Consider the following 12,878-nt stretch of genomic DNA (forward strand, 5'->3'; position numbering starts at 1 on the left):
GCGGCCGCGGCGCCCGCCCGGCCGGGCAGACGCCGCGCGGCGTCATTCGCCGAACAGCGTGCCGAGCGTCTCGGCCGCGTTGCTGTCGATCGTGTTGTAGGTCACCGTGGTGGCCTCGAAGATATAGACGGTCGTATACCGGCCGAGGCGCTCCAGGATTTCCTCCTGCAGCGATTCCGGCACGACGTTCATGTTCAGGTACCACGCCGTAGACGACAGCCGCGTCTGGAACGACCCGTACTCCTGCATGAGTTCATAGAACGCGTCGGCATCCTGATCGCGACAGACGATCACCAAGTTTCCTGCCATTCCCTTCCTCCCGCTCGTCGGTCGATCCCCGGGGCCTGTATACAGAGGGCGCGTGCGCATGGTCGCGGCACCGCCGACACGAACCCGGGGGCTAGCCCCGATCATACCTGCTTCGTCGTATCCGGCTGCTGATGCCGGACACGGTTTGTGCCCGCGTGCGGCGGGCGGGTTCACGGCCGGGCCGGATCACGGCATAATTCGGGCCTGCGTGCCGGCCGCAGGACTGCGGCCGGGCTGTTCCGTACCGCGCGCCCGCCATCCGCCCACGCGCCGGGCACGATCCATGCGCTGCCTGCGCCGTCCCCGGACGGTTGTACCTGAAATACAGGTTGGTGTAGTGTCGTGCCGTCGCGGCCCGACTCGCCCGGCCGCGGCAGCGCATGCGCGCACGGCGCGCCGCGTGCGCGAGATCGCCAGTCAATCGAATTACCGCGCCCGTGCGCTTTGCCATGAATCAACATCGACTGCCGGCTTCGTTCGGCCTTACCGGGGAGGGCGCCTGATGAACGTCGGATTCTTCAATCCGAACCGGACCGCCAACGCATCCGCGTGGCGCGTGTTGCCGAACCGGTGGGACTTCATCGCATTTCCGCTGATCATCTGCCTGATCGCGATGGCGGTGGTCGGCTTTCACGAAACGATGGCGCCGATCGGCGTGCTGCAGACGCAGAAGATCTCGCTCGATCCGTCGAACCTGCCCGAATACGCGCTGCGCACCACGCTGCGGATGCTCGCCGCGATGGTCGCATCGCTCGCGTTCACGCTCGTCTACGGCACGCTCGCGGCCAAGAGCCGCCGCGCGGGCATGGTGCTGATCCCGATCCTCGACATCCTGCAGTCGGTGCCGGTGCTCGGCTTCATCTCGTTTACGGTCACGTTCTTCCTCGCGCTGTTCCCGAGCCGCGTGCTCGGCGCCGAGCTGGCCGCGATCTTCGCGATCTTCACGAGCCAGGCGTGGAACATGACGTTCAGCTTCTACCAGTCGCTGCGCACGGTGCCGCGCGACCTGGACGAAGTGTCGCGCGGCTTCCACCTGACGTCCTGGCAGCGCTTCTGGAAGCTCGAAGTGCCGTTTTCGATGCCGGGCCTGATCTGGAACATGATGATGTCGATGTCGGGCGGCTGGTTCTTCGTCGTCGCGTCGGAGGCGATCACCGTCGGCAACCAGACGATCACGCTGCCGGGCATCGGCGCGTATCTCGCGCAGGCCATCTCCGACAAGAACTTCGGCGCGATCGGCTGGGTGATCCTGACGATGACGGTCGTGATCCTCGCGTATGACCAGTTCCTGTTCCGCCCGCTCATCGCGTGGGCCGACAAGTTCCGGATGGAGAACACCGCGTCGGGCGATGCGCCGCAGTCGTGGCTGCTCGACCTCGTGCGCCGCACGCGGCTGATCCATCAGTTGCTCGTGCCGGCCGGCTGGTTCTTCGCGAAGGCCGCGCGGATCCCGCTGCGCCTGCCGCTGTCGGGCGCGATGCGTTTCACGCTGCCGAAAGTCGAGAAGAAGGCGTCGCGCACGGTCGACATCGCATGGGCCGGGCTCGTGCTGATCGGCACGGCCTACATCGTGTGGCGCGTCGTCAGCTTCGTCGCGACCGGCGTGACGATGGCCGAGGTGGGCCACGTGCTGGTGCTCGGCCTCATCACGCTGTTGCGCGTGGTCGTGCTGATCTCGATCGCGTCGGTGATCTGGGTGCCGATCGGCGTGTGGGTCGGGCTGCGCCCGAAGCTGGCCGAGAAGCTGCAACCGCTCGCGCAGTTCCTCGCCGCGTTCCCGGCCAACCTGCTGTTCCCGGTGTTCGTGATCGTGATCGCGCGCTTCCACCTGAACGCGGACATCTGGCTGTCGCCGCTGATCGTGCTCGGCACGCAGTGGTATATCCTGTTCAACGTGATCGCCGGTGCAACGTCCTACCCGAACGACTATCGCGAAGCGGCGACCAACTTCCGCATCCGCGGCTGGCAGTGGTGGCGCCAGGCGATCCTGCCCGGCATCTTCCCGTACTACGTGACGGGCGCGATCACCGCCTCGGGCGGCGCGTGGAACGCGAGCATCGTGTCGGAAGCCGTGCAGTGGGGCAGCACCAAGATCGAGGCGCACGGCCTCGGCGCCTACATCGCGCAGACCACCGCCGCCGGCGATTTTCCGAAGATCATCCTGGGCATCGCCGTGATGTCCCTGTTCGTCACCCTGTTCAACCGCCTGCTGTGGCGCCCGCTGTATGCCTTCGCCGAAGCGAAGCTGCGGCTCGACTGAGACCGATTGAGAGCGAAACGCGATGCACAATCCGAATGCTGTAAACGCCCCCGTCCAGACGTCCCAGCCCCCGCGCCTCGGTGAAGAAATCCTGCGCGTCGATCATGTCTGCCGCGGCTTCAATAAGACGCAGGGCGAACTGCTCGTGCTCGACGACGCGAACCTGTCGCTGCGCGAAGGCGAGATCGTCGGCCTGCTCGGCCGCTCGGGCTCGGGCAAATCGACGCTGTTGCGCATCATCGCCGGCCTGATCGAGCCGACCGGCGGCGAAGTGACCTACCTCGGCCAGCCGCTGCGCGGCCCGGCCGAAGGCGTCGCGATGGTGTTCCAGACCTTCGCGCTGTTCCCGTGGCTGACCGTGTTGCAGAACGTGGAAGCCGGGCTGGAAGCGCTCGGCGTCGGCGCGCGCGAGCGGCGCGAGCGTGCGCTCGCCGCGATCGACCTGATCGGTCTCGACGGTTTCGAGAACGCGTATCCGCGCGAGCTGTCGGGCGGGATGCGCCAGCGCGTCGGTTTTGCGCGCGCGCTCGTCGTCGACCCGACGATCCTGCTGATGGACGAGCCGTTCTCCGCACTCGACGTGCTGACGGCCGAAACGCTGCGTACCGATCTGCTCGATCTGTGGACGCAAGGCCGGATGCCGATCAAGTCGGTGCTGATCGTCACGCACAACATCGAGGAAGCGGTGTTCATGTGCGACCGGATTCTCGTGCTGTCGTCGAATCCGGGGCGCGTGATCGCCGAAATCAAGGTGCCGTTCAAGCATCCGCGCAATCGTCTGGACCCCGCGTTCCGCAAGCTCGTCGACGACATCTACGCGAAGATGACCGCACGCCAGACCGGCGAAGCGACGAAGAAGGGACTCGAGCTCGGCAGCTGGCTGCCGCAGGTGTCGACCAACCTGATGGCCGGCCTGATCGAGACGCTCGCGATGGCGCCGTACCATGGTCGCGCCGACATGCCGGAAATCGCCCGCACGCTGCACCTCGAGGTCGACGACCTGTTCCCGATCGCGGAAGTGCTGCAGTACCTCGGCTTCGCGGACGTGCGCGAAGGCGACGTGTTCCTGACGCCGCCGGGGCGCGTGTTCGCGGAATTCGGTACGCAGGAGCGCAAGCTGATGTTCGCGGATCACCTGCTGAAGCACGTGCCGCTCGCCGCGCGGATCAAGAAGGTGCTGAACGAGCGTCCGGGGCACCGCGCGCCGCGCGTGCGCTTCGAGCAGGAGCTCGAGGACTTCCTGTCGGACGGCGCGGCCGAGGAAACGCTCGACGCGGTGATCGACTGGGGCCGTTACGGCGAGATCTTCTCGTACAACGACCAGACCGAAATCTTCAGCCTCGAGGACGTCGAGTCCTGATGCGGGTGGGGCGCTCGGTATAACCGCGCGGCGCAGAACGCCACGGGCGCCGCGCACCGCACCGTTACTGCAAACTCCCCCACCGATCAACGGCCGGTTCCGCCGACGCCCACTTCCAGTGCGTGCCTTGCTGGCACGCATTCGCGAAATACCAGTCGGCCTTGTCGCCGTCCTTCACCGAGAACGCGAATTCCTTGCACAGCGCGAGCGCCGACGCGTACGCGCGCGTGACGCGCACTTCGCCTTCGCCGTTCTCCAGCGGCAACGTGTTCTTCACCTTCCACGGCTTCACTTCGCCGACGGCGAGACTGCCGGCCGTCTTCGCGATCGCGTCCTGCTGGTTCTGATGGAGCTGCTTCATCGTGCGGTTGACGGCTTCGTCGGTCGCCGCCTGCACGGCAATCCCGACGCCGACGCCCACTGCCGGGTTCGCGGTGACGAGGCCCGTCGCCGCGCCGGCCAGCGCGCCGCTCGCCGCGCCGACCGACCCGCAGCCCGACAGCGCGACCGTCGCCGCGCACAGCGCGCCGATCGCCGCGATACGGATCGCGACGCTCATTGCAGCGCGCCCCAGCGTTCGGTCGCCGGTTCGGCCGATGCCCATTTCCATACGGGCCCGTCGCGGCAGATGGTGGCGACGTAGAACGCCGATTGCGCGGCCTTGTCGGCCTTCGCCGGCGTGTCGACCGCGAACACGATTTCCTTGCAGTCGAGCGGACCGATGCTGATCATCCGGCTGACCGTCACGCGGCCCTGCTCGTCGTCCTCGATCGGGAACGAATGGTGCGTCGACCACGGCGCGACGCCGCCGACGTCGAGCGGGCCGGCTGCCTTCGCGATCTGCTCCTGCGTGTAGCGGTGCGCGACGCGTTGCGTGTACTGGACGCCAGCCCGCGCGCCGGCAACGGCGCCGAGACCGATGCCGGTCGCGACGGCGGCGTTGTTGGTGACCTTGGAAGCGATCGCGGCGCCCGCGATACCGGCGCCGGCTGTCGCGCCTTCGCTGTACAACGAATTGCAGCCGGACAGCAGTGCGGCCGTGGCGATCACGGCCAGCACGACGCGCGCCGGCGTGGCCCGGCGCGGCGATTCGAAACGAATGTTCATCCCTGAGTGCAAGTCCTGTCTGGGTGAGCGGCGACGCATGCACGCCCTGATGCCGCGTCATTGTTTCGCAATTGTCATAGGAAAACTGCAAAGCTTTGACAAATCGCCGCGCGGCAGGCCGCGTGCGCGCGGGCGGCGTTATTGTCGGATAGATGATCGGAGCAGGGTCGAAACGTTACAAATTGAAGGTAATTGTTACCTTTGGGTGCGACGAAGCGACCTAGACTGTTTTGCTATGGAATGTTTCTACGACGGCTTCGAGCCGCGCCGCACATGAGACACCCAGCCATGCGCCGTTCGAAACGGTTGTCACACCGGCCGCCTGACGCGGCGGCCAGCCATCCGGAAGACCGCTCGCGTCCGCAGACCGACGCGCCATCGGCACCGCCCGCGGGCGCGCCGGACGAGACGCCGTCGGACGGCGATCACAACCAGGGTGGTGCTCGCCCGGAAGGGCTCGACTATCAACGCGACCTCGGTCAGGAGCAGGACGCTTGATACGGTCGTCGCCGCATTCCACCGCCGTATTTCATTGCAATTCTCGGAACTGAGTCGCCGCGCGGCCGCCTTCGGGCCGCCGCGTCTGCTTTGGCGTGCGTCGCGCGCCAGCCAATCGAATCGAGGAGGGGAAGTCGCATGAGCAGATTGATCGTGGTATCGAATCGTGTCGCCGCCGGCGAGGATACGCGCCCGAGCGCGGGCGGCCTGGCTGTCGGCGTGATGGACGCGCTGCGGGAAACGGGCGGCGTCTGGTTCGGCTGGAACGGCGAGATCGTCGGCGCGCCCGATGCCGAGCCCGCGATCCAGCGGGACGGCAACGTGACGTATGCGACGGTCGGGTTGACCCGGCGCGACTACGACCAGTACTACCGCGGCTTCTCGAACGCGACGCTGTGGCCGGTGTTCCACTACCGCGGCGATCTCGCGCGCTTCGATCGGCAGGAGTACGCCGGTTATCTGCGCGTGAACGCGATGCTCGCGAAGCAGCTCGCCGCGCTGCTGCGTCCGGACGACCTGATCTGGGTGCACGACTATCACCTGCTGCCGTTCGCGCACTGCCTGCGCGAGCTCGGCGTGAAGAACCCGATCGGCTTCTTCCTGCACATCCCGTTTCCGTCGCCCGACATGCTGCGCCTCGTGCCGCCGCACGAGGAACTCGTGAAGTTCATGTGCGCGTACGACGTCGCGGGCTTCCAGACCGAAGCCGACAAGCAGGCCTTCACCGACTACATCGAGCGGCGCGGCATCGGCGCGGCGAGCGACGACGGGATGCTGCATGCGCATGGCCGTGTCGTGAAGGTCGCCGCCTATCCGATCGGCGTGCATCCCGACGCGATCGCGCAGGCGGCCGTTCAGTACGGCACGCGCAAGCCGGTGAAGATGCTGCGCGAGGCGCTGGGCGACCGCAAGCTGGTGATGAGCGTCGATCGCCTCGATTACTCGAAGGGGCTCGTCGAACGCTTCCAGTCGTTCGAGCGGATGCTCGCGAATGCGCCGGGCTGGCAGGGGCGCGTGTCGCTCCTGCAGATCGCGCCGCCGACACGTTCCGACGTGCAGACCTATCAGCACATCCGCGAAACGCTCGAAGGCGAGGCCGGCCGCATCAACGGCCGCTTCTCGCAACTCGACTGGACGCCGATCCAGTACCTGAACCGCAAGTACGAGCGCAACCTGCTGATGGCGTTCTTCCGGATGTCGCAGGTCGGCTACGTGACGCCGTTGCGCGACGGGATGAATCTCGTCGCGAAGGAATACGTCGCGTCGCAGGATCCGGCCGATCCGGGCGTGCTCGTGCTGTCGGAGTTCGCGGGCGCGGCGGCCGAGCTGACCGGCGCGCTGCTCGTCAATCCGTACGACCTGTCGCAGATGGCCGAGGCGCTCGAACGCGCGCTGTCGATGCCGCTCGCGGAGCGGCAGGCGCGTCACGAGGAGAACCTCGCGCGGCTGCGCGAGAACGACCTGTCGGTCTGGCGCGACACGTTCGTCGCCGATTTGCGCAGTGTCGCGGCGGCGGCGTCGGTCACGCGGCGCGCGGGCCGGCGGGTGGCGCATGCGTGAGGGCGCGCCCGGCGCCGATAGCGACGACGAAGTGGCCGACGATCCCGCCGGCCGTTTCTTCGTCGTGACGGGCGGGCCGGGTTCGGGCAAGAGCACGCTGCTCGATGCGCTCGAACGTGCCGGCTACGCACGTTCGCAGGAAGCCGGGCGCGGCGTGATCCGCGACCAGATGGCCGTCGATGGCCAAGCGCTGCCGTGGCGCGACCCGGCAGCGTTCGCGGAGCTGATGCTGAGCTGGGAGATGCGGTCCTACCATCTCGCGCGGCAGGCGCGCGGACCGGTGTTCTTCGATCGCGGCGTGCCGGACGTGATCGGTTACCTGAAGCTGACCGGGTTGACGGTGCCCGCGCACGCGGAAGCCGCGGCGCGGCGGTTCCGCTACCACCGGCGCGTGTTCATCGCGCCGCCATGGCCCGACATCTATGCGCAGGACACCGAGCGCCGGCAGGATTTCGCGGAAGCGGTGCGGACCTATGACGCGATGGTCGATTGCTATACGTCGTATGGCTATCGGCTGATCGAATTGCCGCGTGTGAGCGTGAAGGCGCGCGTGCGCTTCGTGATGGACGCGCTCGACGCCGCCTGACGCCCGCTGCGCGTACGGCGCGCGATGGTGTCAGGCCGCCGTGTCCGGCCGCGGCGATGCGATGCGCAGCAGGCTGACGACCGCGGCCACCGCCGCGAACACCGTGGCGACATAGAGCGCGATCGTCGGCCCGCGGTCGGGCGCGAGCCCGAAAATCAGCGCGACGAGCGCCGCGCCGAGCGTCTGGCCCGTCAGGCGCGCGGTGCTCAGCATGCCGCCGGCGCCGCCACTGCGCTCGCGCGGCGCCGACGACAGCATCGCGCGGTTGTTCGGCGACTGGAACAGCCCGAAGCCCGCGCCGCACAGCGCCATCCGCCACACGATGTCGACCGTGCCCGGGTGCGCGCCGATCGTCGCGAGCGACAGCAGGCCGGCGGCGAACAGTGCAAGCCCGATCCCGCCGAGAATGCCGGCCGAATAGCGGTCCGACAGCACGCCTGCGAGCGGCGCGGCGAACACGATCACGAGCGGCCACGGCGTCATGTAAAGGCCGGTTTCGACCTGCGAGAAACCGAGCGAATGCTGCAGCCAGAACGGCAGCGCGACGAACGCGAGCATCTGCGACGTGAACGACGCCGTCGACGTGTAGACCGACAGCGCGAACATCGGGATGCGCATCAGGTCGACCGGCAGGAGCGGCGCCGGCTGCGACAACTGACGCTTCACGAAGAAGTAGCCGACCACGAATGCGACGGCCAGTTCGGCCGCGACGTACGCATGACCTTCGCCGTGACCGAGCCCGTCGACGGCCGTGATCAGCAGGCCGAACACGCACGCGTTCATCAGCGCGCTCGGGAAGTCGTACGGCGCGTCGTGCAGCGGATTGGCCGGCAGCGCGCGCAGGCTGCCGAGCACGGCCGCGATGCCGATCGGCACGTTGACTGCGAAGAGCCACGGCCATGACGCGAACGACAGGATCGCGGACGCGACCGTCGGCCCGATCGCCGACGACAGCGCGACCACCATCGCGTTGATCGACAGCCCGCGCCCGAGCAACGACGACGGGTAGATCATCCGCACGAGCGCCGCGTTGACGCTCATGATGCCGGCCGCGCCGAACCCCTGGATCACGCGCATCACGGCCAGCATCGGCAGCGAGCCGGCCAGTGCGCAGCCGAGCGACGCCGCGGTGAACAGCGCGAGCCCGGCGATGTAGATGCGGCGGTAGCCGATGCGCTCGCCGAGCGACGCGAGCGGCAGCAGCGTGATCGTGACCGCGAGCTGGTATGCGTTGACGATCCAGATCGACGCGGCGTCGGATGCGTGCAGGTCGCGCGCGATGGTCGGCAATGCGACGTTCGCGATGGCGCCGTCGAGCACGGCGAGCGTGATGCCCAGGGCGACGCAGACGATCGCCCAGTAGCGTTGCGGAAGCGGCAGGCCGGTATCGGCGTTCATGACGGGAGCGAGAGCGTGGTTGTCCGCGTGCCCGCTTGCCGGTTGCGTGCGCAACCATGTGCGGGGGCGGAGGCGGCGATGAACGGCCCGGCCGGCATGGCGGCACCGGAACGGGGCCGGTCGAGTGTATCACCGGGCCGCATCGCGCGACGCCGAGCCGCGCGCCCGCCGATTGGCGCGCGCATTCAGCCTTCGAAGTCGAGACCGCCGAGCCGCACGAGCGGGTCGGCCTGCGTGCGCGACGCGAGATCGATGTCGCGCGCGCCCTGCCACGCGCCCAGCTTTCTCGGCAGTGCGGCCAGGTAGTGCTCGAAGCGCTGCGGGCCGTCGGGTTCCATCAGCCGCTCGATCTCGTCGGAGTCCCACGTCAGTTCGAGATTCAACGGATGCACGAAGCCGCTCACGTGCTCGTGCGGCGCGCTGCGGATCTGCACGCGCGTCGGGTGCCCGTGCCCGCCGTAGGGGACGACGTCGGTCTGCACGTGATCGGCGAAGAACGCGGCGATCGCCTGCGCGATGCGCGGCGCGAATTCGGTATCGAAACGGCGGGCGGTTTCGGGCTGCATGAAGGCGTCTCCTGTATGCCGAAAATCGTAGCACGGCGACGCCGCGTTTCGGCGGATGCGATACCGGTAATCGCGCGTTACCACTTGCTGCATCTATTACGGCCGCGCACCGCCACAATGCTTCGCATCCAGTACCACTTCGCGTGGGAGTCCATCATGAAAAAGATTGCCGCAGTGTGTGTCCTTGCCGGTTCGCTCGCGGTGGCGGGGCCGGCGTCCGCGCATGGCCGCGACGGCGGCGCCGTCATCGGCGCATTGATCGGCGGCGCGGTGCTGGGCGCGATCGTGACGTCGGCGATGAATCCGCCCGTCGCCTATCAGGCACCCGTGTACCAGGCGCCGGCCTATCAGCCGCCGACGTACTACCAGGCGCCCGCGTACCAGCAGCCGGCCTACCCCACCTATCAGCAGGCGCAGTACCAGGACGACGGTCCGAACTATTGCTACGACCGCTACCAGCGTGCGTACGTCTGCGGGGCGCCGGTGCGGCAGGGTGGCTACGTGCAGCCGGCCGGCTGGTAAGCGCCGGCGCGCGGCGTGCGCGCGGGGTGGGTGCCGGTCGGCCGGCACCCACCGACGATCGTTTCGCCGCGCCGAACGACGAAAGGCCCTCGCTCGATGCGAGGGCCTTCGTCTTTTGTGTGGTCGTCCGTACCCCTGCATGGCGCGCCGCCGGCCATCGGCGGGCCGTGCGTGGATACAAACGGTTGCAATTGCGCGTCAGTGGCGATGCCCGCCGCCGTCGCCGCGACCGTGTCCGCCACCCCCGCCTTCGTTCCAGTCGCCGCGGCGTCCGCCGCCGCGCCACCAGCCGTTGCCACGGTTGCCGCGATCGCCGTCCCAGTGATGGTAGTCGCGTCGGCCGCGATCCCAGTCGCGTCCGCCGCCACCGCCCCAGATATTGACCGTGCCGTACACGGGGGACGGCGCGTACGCGTAGCCGGGATCGGAATAGTAGGGCTGCCCGTAGCCGTATCCGGCGTCCGGGGCGACGACGCAGCCGGCCAGCAGGGTGGCGACGCCGGCGGCAGCAATGAGCTTCAGCATGATGTTCTCCGTTGGTTGCGCTATAAGTACCGCGCCCGGGGATTGCCGGCTGTTTGCAATTGTGTCGCCAAATTACAGGCTCGTAAGGTCTTGCGACGAAAGTGTTAGCATCCGGGGCTCATTTGTTTTTCAGGAGCACATCGATGAAATTCGCGATCCGGGCCGCGCTGGCCGCTTTCTGCGTGACGACGGCCGCCGCCTGCGTGGCCGCGCCGGCCTCCGCGCCCGCCGTGCCGGCGGAGTCGATCAAGATGTTCCCGCAGGCCGCGGCCGGCCAGCAGCGCGTCGTGATCGCGCTGCCCGCGCTCGAGAACGAGGGCGATGCGCGCGTCGAGCTGATGATCGGCAAGACGCTGCAGACCGACTGCAACCAGCAGTGGTTCGGCGGCGAGCTGACCGCCGAGGACGTGAAGGGCTGGGGCTACACGTATTACCGGCTCACCGACGTGAAAGGGCCGGCATCGACGCTGATGGCATGCCCGGGCCAGGCGCCGCAGCAACGCTTCGTGCAGGTGCGCGGTGACGGCCAACTGCTGCGCTACAACAGCCGCCTGCCGCTCGTCGTCTATGTGCCGGACGGCTTCGACGTGCGCTATCGCGTGTGGCATGCGTCGAAGGACGTGCAGCAAGCTGCGAAGCAGTAACCTTTCGGCGGCGTCCTGCCGCTACGCACCGGCCGCGCCGCGCGTGCCGACGAGCGCCGGCCAGGCGGCCAGCGCGGCCTGCGCGATGGCCTCCAGATCGCGGCGGCTCGCGCCGTCGCGCGCCTGAATCGACATGCCCTGCTGAACCGTCACGTAGTAGCGGGCGATCGCGTCGAGATTCGCGTGCGCGGATATTTCGCCGGTCGCGACGCCTTGCGCGAGCCGCTCCCGCAGCGCGTCGACCGTGTGCTCGCGCATCGCGATCAACGTTTGCCGGACCGTATCGGAACGTTCGGCCGGATGCAGCGCCGACAGCACGATCAGGCAGCCGGCCGGCTTCGAGCGCCGCGTGAACACGCGCGCGGTATCCATCAGGTAGCGCTGCACGGCGTCGTGCGCACTGGCTGCCCGTTCGACGCCCCCCCAGATTTCCCGCCCCTCGGTTGCGCCGTAATGCTCGAGCGCTTGCCGGAACAACGCTTCCTTGCTGCCGAAGGCCGCATACAGGCTCGGCGACGCGATGCCCATCGCGGTCGTCAGGTCCGTCATCGACGCTCCTTCGTAGCCGAGACGCCAGAACACCTCCATCGCGCGATCCAGCGCGGCTTCCTTGTCGAAGCTTCTCGGTCGGCCTCGTTCAGCCATTGCGTCCGTTCCTTCGTCGATATCTGTATCGATCGATAAAATAAATCAATTGACTGTGCGACGCAACTTGCCACATTCTGTGTCGGTCGTTACATAAATGAGGAAAGGAATCGACATGAACCGACTTCAGGGCAAGCGTGCACTCGTCACGGGCGGCAGCCGCGGCATCGGCGCGGCGATCGCGAAACGGCTGGCGGCCGATGGCGCGGACGTGGCGATCACGTATGAAAAATCGGCCGAGCGGGCGCAGGCCGTGGTTGCCGGCATCGAGGCGCTGGGCCGGCGCGCCATCGCGATCCAGGCCGACAGCGCCGATCCGGTCGCCGTGCGGAACGCGGTCGATCGTGTCGCGGAGGCATTCGGCGGACTCGACATCCTCGTCAACAACGCGGGGATTTTCCGGGCCGGATCGCTCGACGACCTCACGCTCGACGACATCGACGCGACGCTGAACGTGAACGTGCGCGCGGTGATCGTCGCGTCGCAGGCGGCGGCGCGGCATCTCGGCGAGGGCGGGCGCATCGTGTCGACCGGCAGTTGCCTCGCGACGCGCGTGCCCGATGCGGGGATGAGCCTCTATGCGGCGAGCAAGGCCGCGCTGATCGGCTGGACGCAGGGGCTCGCGCGCGATCTCGGCCCGCGCGGCATCACGGTCAACATCGTGCATCCGGGGTCGACCGATACCGACATGAACCCGGCCGATGGCGCGCATGCCGATGCGCAGCGTTCGCGGATGGCGATTCAGCAGTACGGCAAGGCCGACGACGTGGCCGCGCTCGTGGCGTTCGTCGTCGGACCGGAAGGGCGGTCGATCAACGGGACCGGATTGACGATCGACGGCGGCGCGAACGCGTAAGGCCGCTGCCCGGCGCGGATTGGCCGGGTGGGGGCGTGTGCG

At 68.0% G+C, this 12,878-nt stretch carries 15 protein-coding genes; 8 read left to right on the forward strand and 7 right to left on the reverse strand.

The genetic code is table 11. The features are described from left to right. Positions 1-42 precede the first annotated feature (42 nt). Complete coding sequence (locus H0X95_RS09665; protein ID WP_011545926.1) at positions 43-309, reverse strand: double-stranded DNA-specific endonuclease; 267 nt, start codon at positions 307-309, stop codon at positions 43-45. Between the two features lie 502 nt (positions 310-811). Here H0X95_RS09665 and H0X95_RS09670 point away from each other — a divergent pair. Further along, on the forward strand, positions 812-2,569 hold the full coding sequence (locus H0X95_RS09670) for an ABC transporter permease (RefSeq protein ID WP_006497150.1): 1,758 nt from the start codon (positions 812-814) through the stop codon (positions 2,567-2,569). Positions 2,570-2,591: 22 nt separating this feature from the next. After that, the gene (locus H0X95_RS09675; RefSeq protein ID WP_006497149.1) at positions 2,592-3,929 is read left to right on the forward strand and encodes an ABC transporter ATP-binding protein; all 1,338 of its coding nucleotides are present in this window, start codon (positions 2,592-2,594) and stop codon (positions 3,927-3,929) included. Positions 3,930-3,993: 64 nt separating this feature from the next. On the opposite strand, the gene H0X95_RS09680 is transcribed toward H0X95_RS09675, so the two are convergent. Both H0X95_RS09680 and H0X95_RS09685 read right to left on the reverse strand, forming a co-directional pair. Next, positions 3,994-4,488, reverse strand: a complete 495-nt coding sequence (locus tag H0X95_RS09680) for a hypothetical protein (protein ID WP_006497148.1) — start codon at positions 4,486-4,488, stop codon at positions 3,994-3,996. Next, a complete protein-coding gene (locus tag H0X95_RS09685; protein ID WP_006497146.1) occupies positions 4,485-5,036 on the reverse strand; it encodes a hypothetical protein in 552 nt (183 codons plus the stop codon). Before H0X95_RS09685 ends, H0X95_RS09680 begins: the two co-directional genes overlap by 4 nt. Before the next feature lie 288 nt (positions 5,037-5,324). On the opposite strand from H0X95_RS09685, the gene H0X95_RS09690 reads away from it, so the two are divergent. From H0X95_RS09690 to H0X95_RS09700, 3 genes are all read left to right on the forward strand, one after another. Beyond that, positions 5,325-5,534 (forward strand): hypothetical protein, encoded by a 210-nt coding sequence (locus H0X95_RS09690; RefSeq protein WP_006487640.1) that lies wholly within the window; start codon positions 5,325-5,327, stop codon positions 5,532-5,534. Positions 5,535-5,672: 138 nt separating this feature from the next. Then, a complete protein-coding gene (otsA, locus tag H0X95_RS09695) occupies positions 5,673-7,094 on the forward strand; it encodes an alpha,alpha-trehalose-phosphate synthase (UDP-forming) (RefSeq protein WP_006497145.1) in 1,422 nt (473 codons plus the stop codon). Beyond that, on the forward strand, positions 7,087-7,680 hold the full coding sequence (locus H0X95_RS09700; protein ID WP_034201913.1) for an AAA family ATPase: 594 nt from the start codon (positions 7,087-7,089) through the stop codon (positions 7,678-7,680). The genes otsA and H0X95_RS09700 overlap by 8 nt, the downstream gene beginning before the upstream one ends. Before the next feature lie 30 nt (positions 7,681-7,710). On the opposite strand, the gene H0X95_RS09705 is transcribed toward H0X95_RS09700, so the two are convergent. Continuing rightward, complete coding sequence (locus tag H0X95_RS09705) at positions 7,711-9,078, reverse strand: MFS transporter (protein WP_006497144.1); 1,368 nt, start codon at positions 9,076-9,078, stop codon at positions 7,711-7,713. A 185-nt stretch (positions 9,079-9,263) separates the two neighbouring features. Continuing rightward, positions 9,264-9,644 (reverse strand): DUF5594 family protein, encoded by a 381-nt coding sequence (locus H0X95_RS09710; RefSeq protein WP_006487642.1) that lies wholly within the window; start codon positions 9,642-9,644, stop codon positions 9,264-9,266. 117 nt (positions 9,645-9,761) lie between these two features. Between H0X95_RS09710 and H0X95_RS09715 the strand changes: the two genes are divergently transcribed. Next, entirely contained in the window at positions 9,762-10,166 is a 405-nt protein-coding gene (locus H0X95_RS09715) for a hypothetical protein (protein WP_059721375.1), read from the forward strand. A 198-nt stretch (positions 10,167-10,364) separates the two neighbouring features. On the opposite strand, the gene H0X95_RS09720 is transcribed toward H0X95_RS09715, so the two are convergent. Further along, a complete protein-coding gene (locus H0X95_RS09720; protein ID WP_006478153.1) occupies positions 10,365-10,691 on the reverse strand; it encodes a hypothetical protein in 327 nt (108 codons plus the stop codon). Between the two features lie 143 nt (positions 10,692-10,834). On the opposite strand from H0X95_RS09720, the gene eco reads away from it, so the two are divergent. Next, positions 10,835-11,335 (forward strand): serine protease inhibitor ecotin, encoded by a 501-nt coding sequence (gene eco / locus H0X95_RS09725; RefSeq protein ID WP_006497142.1) that lies wholly within the window; start codon positions 10,835-10,837, stop codon positions 11,333-11,335. 21 nt (positions 11,336-11,356) lie between these two features. On the opposite strand, the gene H0X95_RS09730 is transcribed toward eco, so the two are convergent. Continuing rightward, on the reverse strand, positions 11,357-11,980 hold the full coding sequence (locus tag H0X95_RS09730) for a TetR/AcrR family transcriptional regulator (protein WP_059721374.1): 624 nt from the start codon (positions 11,978-11,980) through the stop codon (positions 11,357-11,359). 115 nt (positions 11,981-12,095) lie between these two features. On the opposite strand from H0X95_RS09730, the gene H0X95_RS09735 reads away from it, so the two are divergent. Next, positions 12,096-12,836, forward strand: a complete 741-nt coding sequence (locus H0X95_RS09735) for an SDR family NAD(P)-dependent oxidoreductase (RefSeq protein ID WP_006487647.1) — start codon at positions 12,096-12,098, stop codon at positions 12,834-12,836. The last annotated feature ends 42 nt before the right edge of the window (positions 12,837-12,878 follow it).

It is taken from the genome of Burkholderia sp. 9779_493 (assembly GCF_015712215.1).
Classification (GTDB): Bacteria; Pseudomonadota; Gammaproteobacteria; order Burkholderiales; family Burkholderiaceae; genus Burkholderia; species Burkholderia cenocepacia.